Annotated in this window: 18 protein-coding genes; 6 read left to right on the top strand and 12 right to left on the bottom strand. The window is 55.0% G+C overall.

Features of this window, described 5'->3' with window-relative positions:
* Window positions 1-263: 263 nt before the first annotated feature.
* Window positions 264-1,871 (top strand): methyl-accepting chemotaxis protein, encoded by a 1,608-nt coding sequence (locus tag WH277_RS14995; RefSeq protein ID WP_200640267.1) that lies wholly within the window; start codon window positions 264-266, stop codon window positions 1,869-1,871.
* A gap of 9 nt (window positions 1,872-1,880) precedes the next feature.
* A complete protein-coding gene (locus tag WH277_RS14990; protein ID WP_159337014.1) occupies window positions 1,881-2,882 on the top strand; it encodes a substrate-binding domain-containing protein in 1,002 nt (333 codons plus the stop codon).
* Between the two features lie 53 nt (window positions 2,883-2,935).
* On the opposite strand, the gene WH277_RS14985 is transcribed toward WH277_RS14990, so the two are convergent.
* A complete protein-coding gene (locus WH277_RS14985) occupies window positions 2,936-4,006 on the bottom strand; it encodes a LacI family DNA-binding transcriptional regulator (protein ID WP_133843067.1) in 1,071 nt (356 codons plus the stop codon).
* Between the two features lie 265 nt (window positions 4,007-4,271).
* On the opposite strand from WH277_RS14985, the gene WH277_RS14980 reads away from it, so the two are divergent.
* Window positions 4,272-5,531 carry a maltoporin gene (locus WH277_RS14980; protein WP_339457188.1) on the top strand — a complete coding sequence of 420 codons (1,260 nt, stop codon included), beginning with the start codon at window positions 4,272-4,274 and terminating at the stop codon, window positions 5,529-5,531.
* 80 nt (window positions 5,532-5,611) lie between these two features.
* On the opposite strand, the gene WH277_RS14975 is transcribed toward WH277_RS14980, so the two are convergent.
* The 6 genes from WH277_RS14975 to WH277_RS14950 are packed head-to-tail and all read right to left on the bottom strand — an operon-like array spanning window position 5,612 to window position 12,716.
* Window positions 5,612-5,926 carry a glucose PTS transporter subunit EIIB gene (locus tag WH277_RS14975; protein WP_133843063.1) on the bottom strand — a complete coding sequence of 105 codons (315 nt, stop codon included), beginning with the start codon at window positions 5,924-5,926 and terminating at the stop codon, window positions 5,612-5,614.
* A 57-nt stretch (window positions 5,927-5,983) separates the two neighbouring features.
* The gene (locus tag WH277_RS14970; RefSeq protein ID WP_227536061.1) at window positions 5,984-8,041 is read right to left on the bottom strand and encodes a beta-galactosidase; all 2,058 of its coding nucleotides are present in this window, start codon (window positions 8,039-8,041) and stop codon (window positions 5,984-5,986) included.
* 47 nt (window positions 8,042-8,088) lie between these two features.
* The gene (locus WH277_RS14965) at window positions 8,089-9,249 is read right to left on the bottom strand and encodes a glycoside hydrolase family 53 protein (RefSeq protein ID WP_374760125.1); all 1,161 of its coding nucleotides are present in this window, start codon (window positions 9,247-9,249) and stop codon (window positions 8,089-8,091) included.
* Window positions 9,250-9,285: 36 nt separating this feature from the next.
* A complete protein-coding gene (locus WH277_RS14960; protein ID WP_133843057.1) occupies window positions 9,286-10,137 on the bottom strand; it encodes a sugar ABC transporter permease in 852 nt (283 codons plus the stop codon).
* Window positions 10,138-10,147: 10 nt separating this feature from the next.
* Window positions 10,148-11,452, bottom strand: a complete 1,305-nt coding sequence (locus WH277_RS14955) for a carbohydrate ABC transporter permease (RefSeq protein ID WP_167864749.1) — start codon at window positions 11,450-11,452, stop codon at window positions 10,148-10,150.
* Window positions 11,453-11,495: 43 nt separating this feature from the next.
* Window positions 11,496-12,716, bottom strand: a complete 1,221-nt coding sequence (locus WH277_RS14950) for an extracellular solute-binding protein (RefSeq protein ID WP_133843053.1) — start codon at window positions 12,714-12,716, stop codon at window positions 11,496-11,498.
* Between the two features lie 326 nt (window positions 12,717-13,042).
* Between WH277_RS14950 and WH277_RS14945 the strand changes: the two genes are divergently transcribed.
* Window positions 13,043-14,170 (top strand): ABC transporter ATP-binding protein, encoded by a 1,128-nt coding sequence (locus tag WH277_RS14945; RefSeq protein WP_339505859.1) that lies wholly within the window; start codon window positions 13,043-13,045, stop codon window positions 14,168-14,170.
* 678 nt (window positions 14,171-14,848) lie between these two features.
* Here WH277_RS14945 and WH277_RS14940 read toward each other — a convergent pair.
* The 5 genes from WH277_RS14940 to WH277_RS14920 all read right to left on the bottom strand — a co-directional run bounded on the left by WH277_RS14940 (window position 14,849) and on the right by WH277_RS14920 (window position 19,860).
* Entirely contained in the window at window positions 14,849-16,276 is a 1,428-nt protein-coding gene (locus tag WH277_RS14940) for a carbohydrate porin (protein ID WP_133843049.1), read from the bottom strand.
* A 213-nt stretch (window positions 16,277-16,489) separates the two neighbouring features.
* Window positions 16,490-16,792, bottom strand: a complete 303-nt coding sequence (locus tag WH277_RS14935; protein WP_133843474.1) for a PTS lactose/cellobiose transporter subunit IIA — start codon at window positions 16,790-16,792, stop codon at window positions 16,490-16,492.
* Window positions 16,785-18,185, bottom strand: coding sequence for a glycoside hydrolase family 1 protein (locus WH277_RS14930; RefSeq protein WP_167864437.1), 1,401 nt, complete (start codon window positions 18,183-18,185; stop codon window positions 16,785-16,787). Before WH277_RS14930 ends, WH277_RS14935 begins: the two co-directional genes overlap by 8 nt.
* Before the next feature lie 20 nt (window positions 18,186-18,205).
* On the bottom strand, window positions 18,206-19,534 hold the full coding sequence (locus tag WH277_RS14925; RefSeq protein ID WP_133843045.1) for a PTS sugar transporter subunit IIC: 1,329 nt from the start codon (window positions 19,532-19,534) through the stop codon (window positions 18,206-18,208).
* Window positions 19,535-19,545: 11 nt separating this feature from the next.
* The gene (locus WH277_RS14920) at window positions 19,546-19,860 is read right to left on the bottom strand and encodes a PTS sugar transporter subunit IIB (RefSeq protein ID WP_212814075.1); all 315 of its coding nucleotides are present in this window, start codon (window positions 19,858-19,860) and stop codon (window positions 19,546-19,548) included.
* 293 nt (window positions 19,861-20,153) lie between these two features.
* Between WH277_RS14920 and WH277_RS14915 the strand changes: the two genes are divergently transcribed.
* Together WH277_RS14915 and WH277_RS14910 are read left to right on the top strand one after the other, a co-directional pair.
* Window positions 20,154-21,107 carry a LacI family DNA-binding transcriptional regulator gene (locus WH277_RS14915; protein ID WP_133843041.1) on the top strand — a complete coding sequence of 318 codons (954 nt, stop codon included), beginning with the start codon at window positions 20,154-20,156 and terminating at the stop codon, window positions 21,105-21,107.
* Window positions 21,108-21,463: 356 nt separating this feature from the next.
* Window positions 21,464-23,395, top strand: a complete 1,932-nt coding sequence (locus WH277_RS14910; protein WP_227536054.1) for a methyl-accepting chemotaxis protein — start codon at window positions 21,464-21,466, stop codon at window positions 23,393-23,395.
* The last annotated feature ends 55 nt before the right edge of the window (window positions 23,396-23,450 follow it).

Raw genomic sequence — 23,450 nt, 5'->3', positions numbered from 1 at the left:
CAATAAGGCGATTCTCATCACACTTTTCAAAAAAGCCGCGTCTTGCCTGCGTCGAACCGTCAAGTTTCCCCCCTGCACGCCGTTAATCCGATCAGCATTTTCAAAATTCTATCCGCAGTCTGAATGACATTTCACTCTAACTTTTTTGCTGTGTCATCAAACCGGGTAGCTGAATCGATTCAATTACAATATATATTCTGCGCCATGCCGGTTTTCACGGCCGCTGGCTGACCTTCAAGTTGCCATTTTAGGGGTGTCCATTTATGCAATTCAAAAATACCACCGTACGAACTCAGCTCCTCCTCGGGTTCGGCGTGTTAGTGGTGATTGTGCTTGCCGTCGTTCTTCTCGCGATGAACGCCCTCAGCAATGCGAATGACCGATTCAAAACCCATGTGCAGCAGGTGGCGGCACGTGAGTCCTCCGTCAATCTTATTCTCAGCGGTGTGAAGGACAGTTCACTGAGTCTGTACGGTCTGGTGCTGGTCAGTGAGGCCGCCGACATTGAAGCCGGTAAAAAACAGGTGGCCGCAGCAGAAGAGAAAACCGCCGCAGCGCTGACTCAGTTACAGGCAGCCATCAAGCAGCACACTGACGTAACCGACCAGGATCGACAGTTTGTTTCCGCCATCGCACAGGCGGAAGAGGGGTATCGCCCCATTGCTCACCACATTGTTGAGTTAGCCCTGGCGGAGAAAAAGGCGGAAGCGATTGACCGTATGAACCGTGAATTACGCCCTCAGCTCACCACCTTATTGACCACGGCGAATCAGTACCTTAAATACAGCACCGAGCGCGCGGCGGAGAGTCTGAGTACCGCAGAGAGCGCCTATCAGCAAACGCGGATTATTTTCATCGCGATCAGCCTGCTGGCGCTGAGTCTGGCAGTGATTCTCGGTGCAATGATCATCCGCTCCCTGTTCCGTGCCTTAGGCGAAGAACCGGCCATTTTAGGTCAGGTCGTTCAGCGCATTGCTCAGGGCGACCTGAGCCAGGTTAACGGCGCGGTCACTGCCCCGGCCGGTAGCGTGCTGGCTGCCCTGGGTGAGATGCAGGAGAAATTGCATAACCTGATCAGCCAGGTGGCAAACTCGGCTGAGAGCATAGTTTCCGCGTCAGGTGAAATTACCCTGGGCAATGAAGACTTAAGCCGCCGCACCGAAGCGCAGGCCTCTTCACTGGAGCAGACCTCTGCCAGCATGGAGCAGTTAACCGCCACCGTGAAGCACAACGCCGATAATGCACACCAGGGAAATCTGATGGCGACCAGTGCCTCTCAGGTGGCACAGCGTGGCGGCAATGTGGTCGAACGCGTGGTCAGCACCATGCACGACATTGCCAGCAGTTCCGGCAAGGTCACCCAGATTATTACCGTCATTGAAGGGATTGCTTTCCAGACCAACATCCTGGCGCTTAACGCGGCCGTGGAAGCCGCCCGCGCCGGTGAGCAGGGCCGTGGATTTGCCGTTGTGGCCGGTGAGGTACGCATCCTCGCCCAGCGCAGTGCCACCGCCGCGAGGGAAATCAAAAACCTGATCGATGAGTCTGTCGAGCGGATCAATACCGGTTCTAAGCTTGTCGATGAGGCGGGCAGTACCATGCAGGAAGTGGTCAATGCGGTTAAGGGGGTTAACAGCCTGATGGCCGAAATCACCCTCGCCTCAAGCGAACAGCACACGGGTATCGATCAGGTGAATAAAGCCGTGGTCCATATGGACGAAGCTACGCAGCAAAATGCCGCCCTGGTGGAAGAGAGTGCCGCCGCTGCCGCCAGCCTTAAGCAGCAGGCTTATTTATTGCTGGAAGGGATCTCTGCGTTTGATATTTCACGTGCCGGTCGTCTCAACGATACAACAGCAGCGATTCGCTAAGGATCTGAGATGAAAATAACCTGTGCTTTTGCTCTCGCCGTGATGGTCAGTTCAGCGGCGTATGCCAGCAACGACAACATCACCATTGGCCTGATTACCAAAACAGATACCAACCCCTTTTTCCTGAAAATGAAAGAAGGTGCCATGCTGGGCGCCACCGTCCATGGGGTAAAACTCCTGACGGCGGCAGGCAAAGAAGATGGCGATTATCCGGCGCAAATTCAGGCCATCCAGGAGATGGTGGCGGCAGGAGCAACCACTCTGCTGATCACCCCGAGCGATGCCAAAGCCATTGTGCCCGCACTGGATGAAGTGCGTGCCAAAGGGGTACAGGTCATCGCACTGGACTCCCCGACCGATCCGATGACGGCGGTGGATGCGCTGTTTGGTACTGACAACTATAAAGCCGGGCAGCTGATTGGCGAATATGCCAAAGCCGCCATGCCGTTAAAATTTGCCGGACAGCCACTGAAGATTGCCATGCTGGATTTATCGCCCGGACATTTGGTCGGGGCAAGACGTCATAATGGTTTTATGAGCGGGCTGGGATTAGCGGCAGCAGGTGCCGACTCCAGTGAGCTGTCAGTCACCGCTGAAACCGTCTGTGCCGGTTTTTCTCAAGGCGCCGAGAAGGAAGGCTATGAGGTGATGGCCAGCTGCCTGAAAAGCCATCCTGATATCAACCTGGTGTATACCATCAACGAACCGGCCGCTGCCGGCGCGTACAAGGCCTTACAGGAAGCCGGTAAACAGGCGATGATCGTCTCGGTCGATGGGGGCTGTGCCGGAGTGAACAACGTGCGTTCAGGGAAGATTGCTGCCACAGCGCAGCAATATCCCTTAACCATGGCAGCGATGGGCGTTGATGCAGCAGTGGCTTACGCCCGGCACGGTAAGAAAGTGTCCGGGTATGTGGATACCGGCGTCACGCTTATCGCGGATAAACCGATGCCCGGCCTGGCAAGCAAGGATACCCAGGCCGGGCTGAACGCCTGCTTTGGGGCGAAATAACGCGTGAGCTTCCGGCGGTCGTCGATCCACCGGAAGCTATCACCGTTCAGCCGTCATCCCAGACGGCTGGCAATCAGGCGCAGCTGTTCGGCAATCTGTTTTAAATCCTGCTGCTGCTGACCTGCTGCTGACGTTGAGCTGCGCACCACCAGACGTGCAGGCAGAATGGAGGATGAGCGGCTATGGTCATCCTCGCTGGCCTGTAAAATACGCTGCACTGCCTCTTTTCCCTGTAAGTCCAGGTCCAGCGACACGGTGGTCAGCGAGGGATGGAAAAACGCGCTCTCATACGTGTCATCATACCCCACCACGGACACCTGCCCCGGCACGGTTACGCCCTGCTGATGCAATGCACTCAGCACGCCTAAGGCCATCTGATCGTTCCCCACCAGCAGCGCACTGAAGTGCGGGGTTTCACGCAGCAGCTGCAAGATGCCGCTGTAGCCGCTCTGCGCATCCCAGTTACCGTGAATAACGCTCACCGGGGCCAACCGGTAGCTCTCCAGTGTCTCGAGCCAGCTCCTGAGCCGCAGCCGCGCCGAAACGGAGTGCTCTGGCCCCGCCAGCAGCGCAAACTCACGGTGCCCCTGTTCGTAGAGGTATTTCACGCTGGCACGGGTGCCATCCGCCGGGTTAAACGAAACGTTAAACACCGAACAATAAGGGTCGACGTCCAGGAACAGGCAAATAATGTCCTGGTTCTCTTCGACGATTTGCTCGGCACAGGCGGTATCCAGCGGAACGTTAATAATCACTTTGTCGACCAGCTGCGATTTCAGCTCGTTGATCGACTCCTGCAAACTTTGATTGACGTTCTCACCGATCATGGCGATCAGCACCTGATACTCCGCCGCATTGGCGTAGCGCTTAATCGCCGCCGCCACCTGAGAAGGGGCATGGAGAGCCAGAGACGTGGTCACCAGACCGAGCGTGGTGCTCTGTTTTCCCACCAGCTGTTGCGCAAGGCGGTTAGGCACATAGCGCAGCTCCTCTATCGCCTTTGTTACCTTGCTGCGCGTACCTTCCGAAACGTTCGCAGACTTATTCAGCACCCTGGAAACCGTTTGATAAGACACCCCAGCGCGACGGGCGACATCTTCCAAGGTGGCACTCTTTGATTTCATGGTTCGCTTCCCTGTTTACAGATGGCCGGATTGTATCACAGTGCAAATGACGTTCAGGTTAAGTCGGTCACACTGTCAAAAACCCACAGTAAAGTCAGACGTTCACATACATAATTCGGTGATCAACTTCACCAATCGTTACAAATAACGGGTAAATACTTGCACTAAATCACACAATTTCGTTACTCCAATTGCTTCACGCTCATCGTGAGGCGTTTACTGTCGCCATCGTGTGAGCGTATGACAAATATAAACAGAGGGTGACATGAACACAAGACTGACAGCGACCGCTGTGGCACTTGCCGCAGCACTGACTTCTCCTGCATTCGCAGCCATCGACAACATTGATTTCCACGGCTATCTGCGCGGCGGTGTGGGCGTTTCGCGCGATGGAGGCATGGAGGAGTGGCAAAAAAATAAGATTGGTCGTCTGGGTAACGAAGCCGATACCTACGGTGAAATCGAACTGGGCAGCGAAGTGTACAAAAAGGATGACGTCAGTTTCTATGTCGACTCAATGGTCAGCATGTTTTCCGACGGCTCCAACGATAATGAAACCACCTTCGGCGACGACGCCCAGTTCGGGCTGCGTCAGCTCAACCTGCAAATCAAAGGCCTGATCCCCGGGGATAAAAACGCCGTCATCTGGGGCGGTAAACGCTACTACCAGCGCCATGACCTGCATATCATTGATACCAAATACTGGAATATCTCCGGCTCCGGTGCCGGTATTGAAAACTACACCTTTGGCCCAGGCGCCGTCTCCGTCGCCTGGATACGCGGTGATGCCAACGATGTTGACTACCGTGCCGACGGCGATAACGACGTGAATATCAACTACCTCGATGTCCGTTACGCTGGCTGGAAGCCGTGGAACGGCGCATGGACAGAGTTCGGTGTGGACTACGCCATGCCGAACCCGACCAACAAACAGAAAGAGTACGGCGAACTGTATGACGCGGATAACGGCGTGATGGTCACCGGGGAAATCAGCCAGGATATGTGGGGCGGCTATCAGAAACTGGTGCTGCAATACGCCAACAAAGGGCTGGCGCAGAATATGATCTCGCAGGGCGGCGGCTGGTATGACATGTGGAACGATACCCGTGATGCCAAAGGCTATCGCGTGATCAACACCGGCCTGCTGCCGATCACTGACCGCCTGTCGCTGAATCAGGTCGTGACCTGGGGTTCCGCCGATAACGTCACCGCGTTCACCGATAAAAGTACCCTGCTCTCCCTGGTCGGGCGCGCCCAGTACCAGTTTACAGACTATGTGCGCGGTATCGGTGAAGCCGGGACGTTTATGCAGAAAGATCACAACAAAGACGGCAGCGACTACAAACAGGCCGGGCAGAAATATACCCTCGCGCTGGGCCTGGCCGCGGGTCCGGAATTTATGTCACGCCCGGAACTGCGCATCTTCACTTCTTACCTGAATGACTCCGAGCAGGGGAACAGCTTCCAGGACGGCACGGCCAGCAACACCTGGAACTTTGGTGTGCAGGTTGAAGCCTGGTGGTAATGCCCTGATCAACGCCTTCATCATCATTGGATAAGCACTGGATCGTTAATTTGGATAACCGTCACCGGTTATCCATTTTTTTATGGCTGACGGAAATAGTGTGCTTCCATCAGCTGACGCAGACGGTCAGAGCGCGTGCCAAAAATAGCATGCACTTCATGGCCCAGAATCACCACTCCCGTTGCCCCTGCCTGCTGTAACCCGCTGGCATTCACTGCCGCCACCGATTTCACCGTGACGCGCAGTCGCGTGAGGCAGGCATCCACCTGCACGATATTCTCGCGCCCGCCAAAGCAGCCCATTAACTGATCCAGCAGCGCACACTCCGCTGCGTCGGCTTCCTCCGGGGTTTCCTGCCGGCTGAAGTAATGCTTAAACGATTTCAGACTGACCATATACCTCTCCTTTCAGACATAAAAAAAGCGGGCTTGCGCCCGCTGGTGAACAGCTGTTTACAGCGGCGCGCGCAGCACGCGGCAGCCCCACGGCGGCATGATCTGCTCGCCGGAGAGCGGCACACCGTCAATCAGATCGCTGATACCCGCAGGCAGCGTGACCGTCTGCGCCTGCGCCGTGAAGTTTTGCAGGAAGATAAAGCTGGACTCGCCGTCGGTGCGGCGATGCGCGGTCACCCCCGGAGGCAGGTCCACCGCCAGCGCACGTGGCAGCGCCAGCCTGGCAATCAGTGCACCGTAGAAATCCCGATGGAAAGCCTGGTCATTACGTGAGGCGATATACCAGGCCTGCCCGGCGCCCACGGCGTTAACGGTGACCGCGGGTTGGCCGGCATAAAAATCGCTTTGGTAAACGGCCAGCGCGGTTGCCCCTTCCAGATGAATATGTTCGCACAGCTCACGGGCCTGATAGCTGCCGCGCAGGCCCAGCATGTTGCCTTCGACAGCACATACGCCGTTGGTTTCGTCGTCCGTCAGGCTGTCGATCTCTTCTGCCCAGATCCCCAGCAGCGGCCGCAGCGGCCCCGGGAAACCGCCCAGATGGCAGAGGTCGCTTTCATTGACCACGCCCGTCCAGTAGCTGGCGACAAACTGCCCGCCCTGGCGCAGATGTTGCTCCACGCGGGCGGCAAAGCCGTCGCGCACCATATACAGCATCGGGGCGATCACCAGCGCATACCCGCTGAGGTCAACATCGGCATTGATCACGTCTACTGCCACGCCCTGCTCCCAGAACGTGCGGTAGTGTTCGGCCACCGTGCGCTCATAGTGCAGGCCGGTATTGCGCGGCCCCTGGGCATTGTCCATCGCCCAGCGGCTTTCCCAGTCGAAAACGATCGCCACTTTCGCGTCAACGCGGCTACCCTGCACCGGGGCCATTGCTGCCAGCATCCGACCCAGTTCGCTGACTTCGCGGCCAATACGCGTGTCCAGATGCCCGACGTGGTCAATCACCGCGCCGTGGAATTTCTCCACCGAGCCGCGGCTTTTTCGCCACTGGAAATACTGCACCGCATCCGCCCCGTGGGCCACGGCCTGCAATGAAGAGAGAATGTGCATCCCCGGTTTTTTCAGCTTGCTGGTGGGCTGCCAGTTGGTCGCCCCCGGCGTCGACTCCATCAGCACAAACGGTTGCCCCTGTTTCAGGGTGCGCATCAGGTCGTGATACATGGCGGTATAACAGGCCAGCGTGGTTTCATCCTGCTCGTTATGCCAGGTGGGATAACTGTCCCAGGAGATAAAATCGAGCGGCTGCGACAGCTTCCAGTAATCGTAGTCGTAGAAATACTCCATAAAGTTGGTGGTGGCAGGCAGGTCCGGGTTGGCCGCTTTCAGCGGTTTGATCTCTTCGGTACAGAAGTCGGTGACCTGATCTGTCATAAAGCGCCGCCAGTCGAGATTCAGCCCGTGAATCGACATTTCCCCCTGCGGTGCAGGGGAAACCACCTGCGACCAGTCGCTGTACGTATGGCTCCAGAAATCACTCCACCAGGCGTGGTTAAGCTGCTCCAGAGTGCCGTAGCGGCGCTGCAACCAGCCGCGAAAGGCCTGCTGGCACTGCCCGCAGTGGCACTCGCCGCCGTATTCGTTGGAAATATGCCAGCCGATCACCGCCGGATGGTGCGCATAGCGCGCCGCCAGTTGGCTGTTGATCGCCCGAACTTTTTGCCGGTACAGCGGCGAAGTCATGCAGTGATTATGCCGCCCGCCGTGCAGCGCAGGCACGCGATCGCGCCCGGTGCGCAACACTTCCGGGTACTTTTGCGACATCCACGCCGGGCGCGCGCCGCTGGGCGTGGCCAGAAACACCCGAATCGACCGCTGATGCAGTTTTTCAATCACGTCATCCAGCCAGCCGAAGTCATAGCGCCCCTCTTCCGGCTCCAGTTTCGCCCAGCTGAAGATGCCAACCGACATCACATTGCAGTTCGCCTGCTGCATCATCGCGACGTCATCATCAATGATGCCCGGGGTATGTTGCCACTGTTCCGGGTTGTAATCCGCGCCGTGCAGCAGCGTGTTGACCCCGGCAAAGAGCGGTGGAAATCTAGTCATTGCGGTTCCTCTGAGGTGTCAGTGACACCGGCCCTCAGGCCTGTAAATTAATGAAATACCTGAATTGACGGCAGCACGTTGCCCTGGCAGTCAAACAGCGCCTGGTTTTCACGGGCGTTGCCCTGCTTCCACTCGTCGTGGATATACTTCATGCCTTCCGGCGTCGCCCAGGTGTTACCCGGCACGGCAATCCACGTCGGTTCCCAGTAGACCACGCCCTTACCGCGGTGATTCGGCACCGCCAGCACCGCCTGCATCAGGTCGTGCAGATAGGCCGCCTGCCCCTCAACGGTGGCCGGGTAGCCGCCATCTTTCTCTTCCTTCGCCTGGAAACTGTTTTCGGCGCTGTCGCAGTTTTTCAGCGTGTATGCATAGGCCGCTTCCACCACCATCACGTCTTTCTGATAGCGCTGGCTGATATCGTCCATATTGGCTTTCAGGGCGCTAATCGGGCCGTTCCAGTAGGTGTACATCGACAGACCAATCACATCGAACGGCACCTGACGGCGGGTGATCTCATCGAACCACCAGCGGAACATGTCATTTTTGGTGCCTTCAGCCAGGTGCAGCATGATTTTGACCTGGCCCGGATCGCTGAGGTTTTCCCGCACGCCCGTGATGCCCGCTTTCAGCAGGCCCGCCAGACGGTCAAACTCCCCGCCGTTCTGCCCCCAACTCTTCCCTTCCGGCCACAGCATGCCGCCGTTCAGCTCATTGCCGATTTGGACGATATCCGGCAGCACACCCTCGGCTTTGAAGCGGGCAAGGGTGTCGCGGGTGTAGTCATGCACGCGCGTTTCCAACTGCGGGAAAGTCAGTTTTTCCCAGGCTTTCGGTTTGAACTGCTTACCCGGGTCGGTCCAGAAATCACTGTAGTGGAGGTCCAGCAGGATCTGCATCCCGGCGGCTTTGGCACGTTTCGCCAGCGCCAGGGTAGTGGGCAGGTCGTTGGTGCCACCCCCGTAGGCTTTGCCGTTGCTGTCATAGGGGTCAACCCACAGGCGCAGGCGAATAGTATTGATGCCGTTGGCTTTCAGGATGGCAATCGGGTCCTGTAGCTGGTGATGGGCGTTGTAAAATTTCACCCCCTGCTTTTCCAGTTCCGGCAGCGTGGAGATATCAGCCCCTTTGACAAAATCGGCCGGCACCGGGCCGATGGAACGAATAACGTCCGGATTTGCGGCGAAGAGAGGCGTCGCCCAGGCCATTGCCAGGGCGAGTAACAGCGTTTTAGGTGTCATGGTTTATCCCTTTGTACTTCCTGAGGTCAGGCCGGAAACGAAGTATTTTTGCAGCGCCAGATAGAGCACGGCGACCGGTACGGCAATCAGCACCGCCCCGGCGGCGTAAGTGGTGTAGCTGGCCCCCATTTTCTGCGAGACCAGGTTGTACAGCCCGATGGGCAGCGTGAACTGATCCGGGCTGCGCAGAATGGTGCTGGAAAGAATGAAGTCCCCCAGCGGGCCGGTGAAGGAGAACAGCGCCACCACCGCCAGAATCGGCTTCGAAAGCGGCATGATGATCTCGATAAAGATACGGAAGTTCCCTGCCCCGTCCATGCGCGCTGACTCATCCAGGTCCTTTGGAATCGCGTCCAGGTAACCCTTCATCAGATAGGTGTTCATCGGGATCATGCCACCAACGTAGATCAGCACCAGCGCCAGATGGCTGTTGATCAATCCCAGCAGCTGCGACAGCACAAAGATGGCAATCAGTGCCGAGAACTGCGGGATCATCTGCAACAGCAGAAACAGCATCAGACCGTTCTGCCGTCCCTTAAAGCGAAAGCGCGAGAATGCATACGCGGTGCAGCTCACGCTGATTAAGGTCAGCACCATGGTAAAGAAACTGATTTTCATCGAGTTCCAGTACCACGTCAGGTACGGCACCGTGCCGTTAAACAGGTCGCGGTAGTGCTGTAACGATGCGTTCTCCGGAATAATCGAACTACTCAGCAGGCTGTTGCCCGCATTCAGCGACGCCCCGACCGTCCACACCAGCGGGTAGATAATGATGGTCGAGACCACCAGAACCACCAGCCAGGTGAGCGACAGACGCAGCCATTTTTCACGTTTAATACTGACTGACTTCGCCATAACGGTTCCCTTACGCCATCTCATCTTGTTTAAACGATTTGGTGGCGCGGAACTGCCACAGCGCCAGACCGACCACAAAGATCGACAGCAAAATCGTAATGGTTGCGGCAATCGCATACTGCGATGACGACATGGTCAGCTTGTAGATCCACGACACCAGAATATCGGTGCCGCCTGCGTTTGACCCTGCCACCGCCGGACCGCCGTTGTTAAACAGGTAGATAATGTTGAAGTTGTTAAAGTTGAAGGTGTACTGCGTGATGATGATGGGCGCAATGGCGTACATCACCAGCGGCAGAGTGATGGTTTTCAGACGCGTCCAGGGCCCGGCACCGTCCATCATCGCCGCTTCATACAGATCGTCAGGGATCGCCTGCAATACGCCGGTCGTCATGGCGAACACAAACGGGAAGCCCAGCCAGGTCTGCATCATAATCAGTGCGGTTTTGGTCCAGAACGGATCGGTCATCCATGCTTTCGGCGCAATGCCGAAGAAATCGAGGATCGCATTGTTAATCACGCCAAAACTGTCGTTAAACATGCCGGCAAACACCAGGATAGTGACGAAGCCCGGCACCGCCCACGGCAGGATAAAAATGGTGCGGATCAGCGGTTTAAAACGCAGGTCTTTCTGGTTCACCAGAATCGCCAGCATCACACCCACTGAACATTGCAGCGTGGTGGCCAGCAGCGTCCAGACCACGGTCCATTGCAGCACGTCGAAGAAGGTCGAACGCCAGATCGACAGGGTGAAGATATTGACGAAGTTTTTCAGCCCCACCCAATCCACCAGCTTCGCGGGCGGCGTGTGGTAGAGGTTATAGTTGGTAAAGGCGATGGCGAACCCAAACAGGATCGGGAACACCACCACAAACACCAGCAGGAAAAACCCCGGCGTGATCATCAGGTACGGGAACCCCTCTCGCAGCAGCAGCTGATACTGCTTACGCACCCCGTGCAGCGGTTTGCCTTCGTCACGGCGGCAGCCGTTCAGCCAGGCATCGCGCAGCGACAGTCCCCATATCGTCAGGCCAAAGGCGATAATCAGGACGCTGATAATGCCTTCTGCCAGCAAAAAGATGGAGTTATCGCGGGGGACTTCTTCCCCCAGCGTTGCCAGCCCCCACAGCCCGTGCTGGAGGAAGTTATGAAACACACCGTAAAAGCTGGTCAGCAGGATCAGATAGCAGAGCCCTTTTGCCCACTGGCGGTGGTAAAACTGGCCAAAACCGGGTAACAGCGCCAGCAGCACGCCTGCCAGAGCATGCTGGCGTGAGCGCTTGTGCAGCGTCAGTTTTTCACTGGGGGAAATCATCACAGCCTTTTCCTTATTTATTCAAACCGCGAGCGGCAGGGGCTTACTGGTTGCTGGCCTGCATCGCTTCAATCTGCATGGCAATCTGCTTCACCGCATTATCCAGTGCGACCTTTGGCTCCTGCTTGCCTGTCACGCTCAGCTCCAGTGCCGCATTGGCCGGGCCCCACACTTCCTGCATCTCCGGCACACCCGGCATCGCAACGGCACGCGCCGCCTGCACCGCCACCGCATTGGCTTTTTCATCGTTTTTAATCAGCGGGTCATTCATCAGGGCGACGACCGGCGGAATTTCCTGCGTTTTCTGGAAGCGCTCTTTCACATACTGCGGCTGGTTAATAAACTGGATAAACTGCTGCGCCAGCGTTTTATCTTTACTCCAGGTGGACACCACATAGCCTTTCACACCGAGGAAGGAGCTCATGGGTTTGCCGTTAGGCAGCTCAGGCAACGGCGCCACGCCATAGTTGATGCCTGCCGCCTGGTAAGGCTGGAATGCCCAGGGACCATTGATCACCGCCGCCGCTTTTTTCTCGGTAAACAGGGAGTCGATGGCGTTCAGACCGTTGTCACCGAGGATGCCGCTGGGCAGCAGCCCCTGGGTGAAGAAACTCTTGAGATAGCTGACCGCGTCTACGCTGCCCGGTGTGTTCAGCCCGATGTCCAGGGTGTTGAGCCCGCCCTTGCCGTCCTGGCCAAAGATATAACCGCCCATCGGGGCGATAGCCCCCCAGCTGTAATAAATCTGGTCAAATTTTGCCAGCAGGCCATACTGCTTCGCCTCGCGCTGCTTCTGCGAGAAGGCACGGTACTCATCCAGCGTTTTAAACGGCTGCGGCAGCAGATCTTTGTTATAAATCAGCACCAGAGTTTCGACGGCTTTTGGTACGCCATATACCACTTTATTCTGAATAAACGCGGCCATCGCTGATGGGGTATAGGCCGCCTGCTGTGCCGCATCGACAGCCAGCGGTGACAGCAATCCCTGCACCACCGCGCTGCCCAACTGGTCATTAGGGATCACCAGCACGTCCGGGCCAATCCCCGCCGGGCCATCAAGACGCAGCTTCTCTATCTGCTGGGCAAAGGGCATTTCCTGCACTTTGACTTCAACGTTGTATTGCTTCTGAAAATCAGCAATCGCCGTTTTGATACCTTCGGATTTTTTAATATCTTCCCAGACGGTAAGTTGCTGCGCTGCGTGTGCAGCCTGCCCCAGAGCCAGAGCAGACAGAAGCAGAGTGATGCCGGTTTTGACTTTCATTGCTGACCTCATGTGAAGGTATAACATTTAACTGTTTTTCAATCCGCTGAATTTCTGACCTACACATCGCAAGCCCCATATAGCGTCACTTGCAGAAGGGAGAGTGTCACAGCGCGTGATGTCATACGCTACGCGGAACAGCGTCACTCCTCCACCCTGTTCTCGCTAATATGTGATCAATATTACAGAAATCAAAATCGACTCTAGGGTGCTCTGCATCAGGGGTTTATAGTCAGGCCAGACACCACAAGGGTTAGCGTGTCACAACATAAATTGTAATACGTAATACATTTATTATTTAAATCCCCCTTTCGATGAGGTTCCGCATGTCCAGCATCAGACTGAGAAACGTGTCCAAGCGTTTTGGTAAAACAGAAACGCTCAATAATATTCATCTGGATATTGAAGACGGTGAGTTCACCGTCTTCGTCGGTCCCTCTGGCTGTGGTAAGTCCACCCTTCTGCGGTTGATTGCCGGGCTGGAAGAGGTCAGTGATGGCGAGATCCTGATTGGCGATGAGCTGATGAACGATGTGGCTCCCGCCCATCGCGGCGTGGCGATGGTGTTTCAGTCCTATGCGCTTTATCCGCATATGACGGTGGCCGAAAATATGGGTTACGGACTGAAAGTGAACGGGGTGGCGAAAGAGAAGATCCGCCATCAGGTGGAGATGGTGTCGAAAACCCTGCAACTCTCCCACCTGCTTGAACGCAAACCCAAAGAGCTTTCCGGCGGCCAGCGCCAGCGCGTGGCGATTGGACGGGCCATCGTGCGTAATCCGCAGGTCTTTATGTTTGATGAGCCGTTGTCAAACCTGGACGCCGAGCTGCGCGTCGATATGCGTCTGCATATCGCCAAACTGCACCAGGAGCTGAAAACCACCATGGTGTATGTGACCCACGACCAGATTGAGGCGATGACGCTGGCGGATAAAATCGTGGTGATGAATTACGGCAAGCTGGAGCAGGTGGGGTCCCCCATGGAGCTGTATTACAACCCGGTGAACCGCTTTGTCGCCGGTTTTATTGGTTCACCCAAGATGAATTTCCTGCCTGCACGCGTGCAGCACTGCAGCGTTCAGGGGCTGATCGTTACGGTGAATGAGGGGGCGAACACGCTGACGTTGCCTGCACCTGCACGCCTGTTGCAGCCGGGTGAGGAACTGACGCTGGGTATCCGTCCTGAGCATCTGCGCATCAACAGCGATGCGCCGTTACAGCTGGATTTTCACTGTGAGGTGGTCGAACGGCTGGGTAACAATACCTATCTGTTCGGGCAGATTTACGGCTACGACGGCTTTAAGATGCTGCTGCCGGGTGATGTGCATTTCCGCCCTTATCAGATGCTGCGCCCCGCGTTCTATCCGCACCAGTGCATGGTGTTTGATGGCGACGGGCTGCGCATCAGCGCCGATATCCCCTTACCGCAGGACCAGGCAGCCATTACGGGATGACCGGAAAAGAGGGTCACCCCGCTTCGCGTAACGGTAGCTAACCCGTTACGTTATTAAGATACAAGTGGCCGCCCCCTAAGAGATCCCCACAAAAATGAATGGCTGATCATTCGGCTTCAGGTCTGAGGCCAGTTTGAGCACGCCGGATCGGCAAAAGACGCATCCATGCGGGCCTCGGCACGCGGCGTCCCTGCCGCGTGACGTCCGGCTTACCTCAAACTGGCCCCATCCCCGCAGAACGTCTGCTCGCTGCGGGTATTACAACCCCCACCACGTGACAGTCTCTGCGGATTGATTTGAATCAGGGTTTTGGATCTGGGTTTTGACCTGGCTTTTGACGTTGAGGCGGCATTCAGCAGCGCTGAGGAAGCACAGTGAACCAGGACGAACCGCCAGGACGGCGGTGAGAGGGAGAGCCGGCACAGGGATGTGCCGTCACGACCGCTCCGTCGGTGAACGAAGCTGACGATGGCACCCGCTGAAAGCGGGCGATGCGCCTGCCGCAAGCCCGGATTCCAAAGGGCGGGGCGACTGCCGCCCTTTGGTCGCTTCGCCCGCGCAGCGGGAAAGCGAAACGCCCTTGACGTTGACCTGGACCTGAACCTGAACCTGAACCTGGACCATCGTGCAGACCAGCGTCACTGGTCGCCCCTCTGTTCCCGTTTCATCCGCTGACAATCAGAACCAGGCTTCCCACATCGCACCGACGTTAAAGGAGTCGAGCTGCGTATTATCATCGTTGCCGTTGATACGTGCGGTACGCTTGTTATCCACTTCGCCCCCCGTGACGTAGAAGCGCAGCATCGGACGGAACTCCGGCCCCATATCAATGGAGACGTTCTGCGACAGCGTCAGCTTCCAGCCGTGGTTATCGCCGCCCTGATCGTAATCAACACGCTGATAACCCGCTTCCAGCCAGGTGGAGTGCACATCGTTCCACCAGTACATCGGGCGCACGATTGCCCCGTAGTTACGGCGATCATCCGTGTTATCCGCTTTATTCGCGTAGTCGTGGAAGGCCAGCAGATACTCCACCTGCGCCTGCTGCGTGAACTTGTAGTTCCCTTCAAAGCTGGCATAGATCGCCGTCAGCTCGTCGGTTTTATTAAACACGCTGTTATCGGCGTTGTTGGAGTAACGGGTGATCACTTTGTTCACGCCGTTTTCGCCTGTGTGGCTCAGAACCACACCGCCCTGCCAGGCTTTCAGACGCTCTTCACTTTCCACCGCCTTGGAATCAAAGCCGTAGTTGGCGTACAACTCCAGATCCAGCGGGCCGACCTTCATGCCGTGGATTTTGGAGGTGACCGCATAGTTACCTTTGTCGCCAGTGCCCGAGCCGCCGGTACAGCTGATGCGTGACGGGTTGCCATCTTCGTCCATCACTTCAGGATTACAGGACTCTACAGCGGCCACTGTCGCCACATCAAACTTCACGCCGCCGAGTTCGAAGTTTTTCACCCCCGCACCCTGCCCATCATGGTTCATCCAGAAGTAGTCGTTAATCCCCTGCTGTGGACGCTGGTGGAAATCACGTCCGGCCCACAGATACGCATTGGGGTTCGACTCGAACAGATTCGTGACGCCCGCGTAGGCTTTTTTGAGGTTAACCTCATCGCCCCAGTGATCGATCATCACGTTAACGTCCCAGATTGCGCCGTTATCGCCTTTAAAGGCTTTGGAAAGCTGGAACTCACCGCCATTGCCTTCATTGCCCAGACGGCCTATCGCAGAAGAACCATTATAGGAACCGTCGACGCCGACAAACTTCTGGTCACCCCCCTGGAACTGTGCACCGTAGCGAGCGTAGCCCGTGAACTGCACGCCAAACGGAATTGCCTTGTCAGGCGACTGTGCCGTGGTTTGTGGCTCAGTGATCACATCCGCTTTTTTAGCCATGGCACTGTCGGCTTTGGCCTGACGTTCTGCCAGGGCTTTATCGACGGCAGTATCTATTTTGACCTGACGTTCGGCTAACGCTTTATCCACGGCTCGCGCCACGATGGCGTCGATTTGTGCCTGAGTAAATTCTTGTGCAACGACGGATCCAGAACAAAGGGCTGCCATGACCGCCAGCGTCAAGGGCAATTTTTTAAATATTTTCATAATTATCTCAATATTACCCAGCCGTGGTCTTTGCGCGTTACAATGCCGCGCAAAGACGTGTGCGTGAGCGATGTTATTTTGGATAATAACTGTCTTGTTATGGTTTAAATAATACCAACCCCACTACCATAACCAGCAGTTTATTGATAATACACAGAGGTAAAGACGGATTAATATATTCTGGTAATTAATTTCCTCACTGAATGTTTGATTCTATCGCTGATAGAGATGGATAATTTCTTCGGATAATTCACGGGCCAGTAATGAGGTCATCAGATGATCCTGCGCATGCACCATAATCAAGGTCATCGGCTGCCGGGCTTCTCCGGCATCCTGCTCGATCAGTTTGGTTTGCATCTGATGGGCCTGCCGCGAAAAACCATCCGCTTCCTGCAACAGGGCTTTCGCCCGGGTAATATCCCCACCACGCGCGGCATGCAGGGCTTCAAAGCACAGGCTGCGCGACTGTCCGGCGTTGACGATGATCTCCATCACTGCCTCTTCTAAATCAATCATCATTATCCCCTTCTTCATTAAATCCATGACGGGCGGCGGTGCGGGCAAACCACTCTCCGCTTTTTTTCACCGTGCGCTGCTGCGTGGCTAAATCGAGCTGTACGAAGCCGTAGCGATTTTTATAACCGTTGCACCATGACCAGTTATCAATAAAGGTCCACATGTGGTAACCGAGGCAATGACTCCCTTCACTGATGCCTTTATGCAGCCACTTCAGATGCTCAGATACAAATTCAATGCGGTAGTGGTCATTAATCTGGCCGTCATCAACAAATCGTTGTTCATTTTCCACGCCCATGCCGTTCTCGGAAATAAAGCAGCGCGGGTTACCATAATTCACACGTAAATTAGTCAGAATATCGTAAATACCCGGCTCATAGATTTCCCAGCCGCGATACGGATTCATTTTACGACCGGGCATCTCGTAATTATCAAATAACCACTCTGGCATAAATGGCGATTGCAGATTCACGGCGCTGTCCCGGCACTTGACGCGGCGCGGCTGGTAATAGTTAATCCCCAGCAGGTCGATCTTACCGTCAGCGATTAACGCCCGGTCCCCCGGCTGGCAAGCCGGAAGCTGATCGTAGCTTTGCAGCAGGACCATCAGATCGGCCGGATACTCGCCGCGCAACACCGGGTCAAGGAAGCTGCGGTTAAACAGCAGGTCGGCATGGTGGGCCGCTTTCACATCCGCCGGGTTCTGCGAACGCGGATAGGACGGCGTCAGATTCAGCACAATGCCAATTTCCCCCGGGTACTGCCCGGCACGAAATGCACGCACTGCCTGCGCATGGGCCAGCACCGTGTGGTATGCAGCGGTCGCTGCCCGCTTAAAGTCCACTACGTTCGGGTAATGGAAGTCGTAAAGATATCCCCCTTCCACCGGGACAATCGGCTCGTTGAAGGTGAACCAGTGCAGCACGCGGTCACCGAACAACTCAAAGCAGAGGTTCGCATAGCGACTGAAAGCCGCCACCACGTCCCGGCTTTCCCAGCCACCCTGCTGCTGCATCGCCATCGGCATATCAAAATGGAACAGGGTGATAAATGGCTGGATCCCCTGCGCCAGCAGTTCATCAATCACGTTGTTATAGAACGCCACCGCCTCCAGGTTAACCTCTCCCGTGCCGTCCGGTATCAGACGAGACCAGCTCAATGAGGTACGGAAACTGTTGTGGTTAAGCTGCTTCAGCAGGGCAATATCGTCACGCCAGTGCTGGTAAAAGGTCGAGGTATCCTGCGGCCCCACCTGCTGGTGAAAACGCGTTGGCTGTTGGCGGTACCAGGCATCCCAGGTGGTTTCCCCACGAGCGGGCTGGCTTTCCCCTTCGGTTTGCAGCGCAGAGCTGGCGCTGCCCCACCAGAAGTCTTTGGGAAATTGATATTTCATCGTTGTGTTCTCCATGATGTTCAGTTGCTGCTGACGGTGCCGCTTAACGGTGCGCTGGCCTGGGCTTTCTGCTCTTCGGTTTTCATTAACGAGCGCTCATAGGCGCGCAGGAATGGCAGGTACATCAGGGCCGACATCACCATACAAATCAGACACATCACTACCGGACTGAACGCCCAGTTAGCTGCCCAGGAAGCCCCGATTGGCGCGGGAGTGGTCCACGGCGTCAGCGACACCACCTGTGCCAGCCAGCCCAGTTTGGTCGCGCCATACGCCAGGCAGGCGTTGATCATCGGCACGCAGATAAACGGGATGAACAGCATCGGGTTCATGATGATCGGTGCACCAAACAGGATGGGTTCATTGATATTGAAGAAGCTGGGCACCACGCCCATTTTGCCGATGGTACGCAGATGAGTCACGCGGCTGCGCAACAGCAGGAAAGCCAGAGGCAGTGTTGAACCCACACCGCCGATCAGCAGGTAGTGATCCCAGAAGCCCTGTAAATAGATATGCGGTAACGCCGCTCCGGCGGCCAGCGCAGCCTGGTTGGCCGACAGGTTCGCCATCCAGAACGGGTTCATAATCCCGGTCACAATCAGGGCACCGTGGATACCGGCGAACCAGAAAATCTGGCACAGCAGCACCGACAGCAGGATCGCAGGCAGTGAATCCGATGCCGACACCAGCGGCTCCAGCAGGTGCATAATCGCCTGCGGCATAATCATGCCGGTTTGCGCTTCAATAAACAGATTCAGCGGATGCAGCGTGCCCATCACCACCACCACCGGGATCAGGATTTCAAAGGAGCGCGCCACCCCGGTGGGTACTTCTTTTGGCAGGCGAATGGTAATGTTGTTCTGCTTCAGCCAGGCATAGACGCGCGTCGAGTAGATCGCGGTGATCAACGCGGTGAAAATACCCTGCCCGGAGAGATACTGCGTGGAGATATGACCATCCGCATAAGGGGCCGCCACCAGCAGAAATGCCATAAACGCCAGCAGACCGGACATCACCGGGTCAAGATTAAACTGCCGCCCAAGGCTGGCACCAATCCCGACAGAGATGAAGAAGGTCATCACCCCCATGCTCAGGTTAAACGGCAGCATCAGCTGTTCACGGTAGGTCAGTGAAAAATCCAGCCAGCCACGCGCAAAGCTGTTGGTGGTATCCGCCGAAAAGGGCGGGAAGATAAACACCAGCATAAACGAGCCGATGATCATAAACGGCAGCGCGGCAGTGAAGCCATCGCGGATGGCGATAACGTATTTTTGCTGACCCAGACGCCCCGCCAGCGGGGTGATGGATTGCTCGATAACGGCAATCATTGACTGATATAGCGAACTCATATGAACACCCTTTAGTTTGCTGCGTTAATCAACGACAGCGCGTAGTCCAGCACCTTGTCACCGCGCTGCATGCCGTAGTCCATCGGATCGATGGGCTGAACCGGAATACCCTGCGTGGCAGCCTTTTCTGACAGTGTTTTCAGCATATATTTAACCTGTGGCCCCAGCAGCACCACCTGATAACGGGGAAACTGGGTATCGAACTCTGCGACGCCATACGCCTCAATGTCCACCTCCAGCCCTCTTTCATTGGCGGCCTCCACCATTTTTCTCACCAGCATACTGGTGGACATCCCGGCAGAGCAGCACAGCATAATCCTGACCATAATCCGTTATCCTCGAAATGTAATAGAACGTAAATGTGGAAACGATTGGACACCATACGGAAACCGTTTTCCATTTAAGGAAAACAAAAATGTGATACTCATCATAAACGCAGGTGTTAAAGGGTTTTTTCCTGGATTGCCATCACATAAATGCGGTCGATATGGACAGTTTTGAGGTGATATGGAAAATCGGTTTCCATGAAAATGCAAAGCCGCTATACTGGCGGTGGCGATATTTTGCGCCATTCTTGCGGTATTTTTTGCAGGCTGTTACCGGGTGTCAGGGGAGAAAAATGTCAACAATCAACGATGTATCGCGTTTAGCTGGGGTGTCTAAAGCCACAGTATCACGGGTGTTGAGCGGATCGCGCGGAGTGAAAGAAGCCAGTCGCCTTGCGGTGCTGAAAGCAGCCGAAGAACTCAGCTACCGGCCAAATGTTATCGCGCAGTCACTACTGTCGCAGTCGACGGGCTGCATTGGCGTGATCTGCGCACAGGAGAATATTAACCAGACCACCGGTTATCTCTATGCACTGGAAAAACACCTCAGCCAGCATCAAAAGCATCTGCTGCTGCGTTTCGCCAACAGCAAAACGGGCGTGATGAATGCGCTGGATGAACTCTCCTGCGGCCTCTGTGATGATGTATTGATTATCGGCGCACGTTTCCCGCTGAATATTACGGATGACAACGTCATCCTGATTGACTGTGTCGCTGCCGACACGCCAAACAGCATCCAGTTTGACCATGCGTTTGCCGCAGAGACCGCCTGTAATTATCTGATCAGCCAGGGCCGCCGTCAGATTGCCCTGATCCATCCGGAGGCCAGCGGTCATACCGATCAGGTGCTGCTGGGCTATAAGCTGGCGCTGGAAAACAACTTTTTGCCGTTTAACCGCAATCTGGTGTTTATGGATTCCACCACCTCGTCCGTTGCGGTACAGGTGCTGCTGAATAACGCCACTACCGTTAATTTCAACGCCCTGCTGGTGGCTGACGAGCAGGAAGCACAGCGGGTGATCGGCCAGCTGCAGGCGTTTAATAAAACCGTACCGGGTGACATTATGATCTTCAGCCTTGCCGGTTCGCTGGATCTGCCGGGCATTCCGTCCATTCCTTCGATTGAATACTCCATGGATGCGATGGCAGCACGTATCGTCAGCTGGCTGACAGAGAAAACCCGCGACATGCTGGGTGCATGCGTGCTACGCGGGGATTTGATTATTCCTGATAGCCGCAAACGCTAAGAAATAAACAGCCTGTTTGCGAGAAAGAACGCTGATACCTTGCAATATAAATGTAAAAAAATGTAAAACTCCATTTACATAAAGTTAATTCCACTGACAAAAGTACCCTGTCTGCCAGCAAAACATCAGAAAACGCGTTATTTCATCAGAAATAACGCGCATCAATCTTATAATCAGCCCCCCTTATTAACATTAAAAAAACTTTAAAATCAACACACTAAATCCCATCACTGCCCAATAAAAGTCATTTTTAATGAAACCGCTCTCACTGCCGATAAAATCCTGCAGGCACGTGTTTTACCTCCGGAAGCAGAATTATTTCAATAACACTAATTATGTTTAATAAAGGACTTAATATGATTATTTTAAAATTTAACGACTTTTCAATAGGTAAGAAACTTTTTTCAGGATTTATTCTTTTAATCTGCATTATTATCGGTATATCAGGTTACGGTATTTACGCGTTAAAAACGATAGAACATAACTCAATAAAAACAACGCTGACCAATGATATTGGCAACCAGCTGGATGCCGCCCGGCAAAACCGTTTGATTTACATGCATACGGGTGATGATGAGAAAATGAAAGCGAACGGCGATGCCATTAAATCGATGCAAACGCTGATTAAGGATGCCAGTCAGTTCACCTGGCGCGGAGAAGCTCAAAAGCAGTTTGAACAGCTCAGCGCCAATATTGAACGCTACAGTGAGTTACGAACTGACTATTACGATAAAAGCCGCCACAGTAATCAACTCGCTAAAAACCTGCTGCAACAAAGTGATAATCGCTTTCTCCCCAACCTGCAAGATGACTTAAAAAATACCGCATCTGATAGTGACTCTCTCGATAAAATTTTTGATTTACTCTTCGCGTTTTCCCTGCTCAGTGAGGCTGGCAACACACTGATCGCAAAGCATACTCCTGAAACCATATCGGACTTTGACGCATTATATCGCCGCACTGAATCGCTGTATAATGACAGCCTGGCACAATGGCCAGAGGCGACAAAAAACGTATTGACCCCGGTATGGATGCGCTACGAGGCTTTGAAAGCGAGTGCAGAAACGTATTTATCTGCCATCGCGAAAACACAACTATCTGCCGACAACATGGCCCAGGGTGCTAACGAACTGAACACCACTGCAGCCACATTAATTGAAATGCAGACGGAATATAACACCCAGGTAATTTCTCGCACGATCACCATTATCACCCTCCTTTCATTACTGGCGGTGTTTACCGGGCTGGTCACCGCTTGGGCGATCACGCGTAAAATCACACGACCTGTGAGTGAAAATCTTGCCCTGGCACAGCGCATTTCCAGTGGCGATCTGACGGCTCAGATCACCGCCTCCTCCAAAGATGAATTGGGTGAGCTAACCCAAACAATGGGCGCGATGAATACCCGTTTATGCGACATGATCTCGGGCATACGTGAAAGCGTCAGTCACTTAGCCAGTGCCTCATCACAGATTGCCGCAGGGAATACGGATTTAGCGTCCAGAACGGAGCAACAGTCCGCCGCCGTGGTGGAAACCGCCTCCAGTATGGAGGAGCTCACCTCGACGGTACGCCTTAACGCCGATAATGCCTTGCAAGCCAGCAAGCTTGCTGCCAGCGCCAGCGCCGATGCCCGTAAAGGGGGTCAGATCGTCAGTGAGGTGGTCAGCACCATGAATGGCATCGCAGGTAGCTCAAAGAAAATCACTGAAATCATTAGCGTGATCAACGGTATTGCTTTCCAGACCAATATTCTGGCATTGAATGCCGCTGTCGAAGCCGCCAGGGCCGGTGAACAGGGGCGCGGTTTTGCCGTTGTTGCCGGTGAAGTCAGAACGCTGGCGCAACGCAGCGCCGATGCGGCGAAAGAGATAGAGTCGCTGATCAACGAGTCGGTAGCACGTATTGGGACAGGGACTGAACTGGTGAATAAAGCCGGTGACAGCATGGGAGATATCGTCAACTCCGTGAGCCATGTCAGCCAGATTATCGATGAAATCTCTAGTGCCTCTCACGAACAGCGTCAGGGCATTGAACAGATAGGGAAAGCCGTGACCGAGATGGACTCGACCACGCAGCAAAATGCGACCCTGGTTCAGGAATCGTCTGCCGCCGCTATTTCGCTGGAGCAGCAGGCAAAGAAACTGAGTGAGATGGTCGCTATCTTTAAGATCAACACCAGCCGGGTGCATGAAGGCGAGTTTGTTGTCGGATCCTCAAGCCATAACCCCCTTCCCCTCCGCGCACAAACGTCTAAAGCCCTTGAGGAAGAGTGGACCTCGTTTTAAACCGACTACGCCCCGGCGAGTGTGAATAAGATCATCGTTGTCAGGTTCCCCCGGA

The sequence above is a fragment of the Erwinia sp. MYb416 genome (genome assembly GCF_037479575.1).
GTDB classification, from domain to species: domain Bacteria; phylum Pseudomonadota; class Gammaproteobacteria; order Enterobacterales; family Enterobacteriaceae; genus Erwinia; species Erwinia rhapontici.
The sequence above is the reverse complement of the archived record's forward strand: the minus strand, read 5'-3'. Positions and strand labels throughout refer to the sequence as shown.

Excerpts from the sequence above, each read along its gene's own strand:
- WH277_RS14940 (WP_133843049.1), bottom strand. The coding sequence starts at position 16,276 with ATGAAAATATTTAAAAAATTGCCCTTGACGCTGGCGGTCATGGCAGCC.
- WH277_RS14915 (WP_133843041.1), top strand. The coding sequence starts at position 20,154 with ATGTCAACAATCAACGATGTATCGCGTTTAGCTGGGGTGTCTAAAGCC.
- WH277_RS14920 (WP_212814075.1), bottom strand. The coding sequence starts at position 19,860 with ATGGTCAGGATTATGCTGTGCTGCTCTGCCGGGATGTCCACCAGTATG.
- WH277_RS14930 (WP_167864437.1), bottom strand. The coding sequence starts at position 18,185 with ATGAAATATCAATTTCCCAAAGACTTCTGGTGGGGCAGCGCCAGCTCT.
- WH277_RS14995 (WP_200640267.1), top strand. The coding sequence starts at position 264 with ATGCAATTCAAAAATACCACCGTACGAACTCAGCTCCTCCTCGGGTTC.
- WH277_RS14925 (WP_133843045.1), bottom strand. The coding sequence starts at position 19,534 with ATGAGTTCGCTATATCAGTCAATGATTGCCGTTATCGAGCAATCCATC.
- WH277_RS14935 (WP_133843474.1), bottom strand. The coding sequence starts at position 16,792 with ATGATTGATTTAGAAGAGGCAGTGATGGAGATCATCGTCAACGCCGGA.
- WH277_RS14950 (WP_133843053.1), bottom strand. The coding sequence starts at position 12,716 with ATGAAAGTCAAAACCGGCATCACTCTGCTTCTGTCTGCTCTGGCTCTG.
- WH277_RS14990 (WP_159337014.1), top strand. The coding sequence starts at position 1,881 with ATGAAAATAACCTGTGCTTTTGCTCTCGCCGTGATGGTCAGTTCAGCG.
- WH277_RS14980 (WP_339457188.1), top strand. The coding sequence starts at position 4,272 with ATGAACACAAGACTGACAGCGACCGCTGTGGCACTTGCCGCAGCACTG.
- WH277_RS14985 (WP_133843067.1), bottom strand. The coding sequence starts at position 4,006 with ATGAAATCAAAGAGTGCCACCTTGGAAGATGTCGCCCGTCGCGCTGGG.
- WH277_RS14945 (WP_339505859.1), top strand. The coding sequence starts at position 13,043 with ATGTCCAGCATCAGACTGAGAAACGTGTCCAAGCGTTTTGGTAAAACA.
- WH277_RS14955 (WP_167864749.1), bottom strand. The coding sequence starts at position 11,452 with ATGATTTCCCCCAGTGAAAAACTGACGCTGCACAAGCGCTCACGCCAG.
- WH277_RS14970 (WP_227536061.1), bottom strand. The coding sequence starts at position 8,041 with ATGACTAGATTTCCACCGCTCTTTGCCGGGGTCAACACGCTGCTGCAC.
- WH277_RS14910 (WP_227536054.1), top strand. The coding sequence starts at position 21,464 with ATGATTATTTTAAAATTTAACGACTTTTCAATAGGTAAGAAACTTTTT.
- WH277_RS14965 (WP_374760125.1), bottom strand. The coding sequence starts at position 9,249 with ATGGCCTGGGCGACGCCTCTCTTCGCCGCAAATCCGGACGTTATTCGT.
- WH277_RS14975 (WP_133843063.1), bottom strand. The coding sequence starts at position 5,926 with ATGGTCAGTCTGAAATCGTTTAAGCATTACTTCAGCCGGCAGGAAACC.
- WH277_RS14960 (WP_133843057.1), bottom strand. The coding sequence starts at position 10,137 with ATGGCGAAGTCAGTCAGTATTAAACGTGAAAAATGGCTGCGTCTGTCG.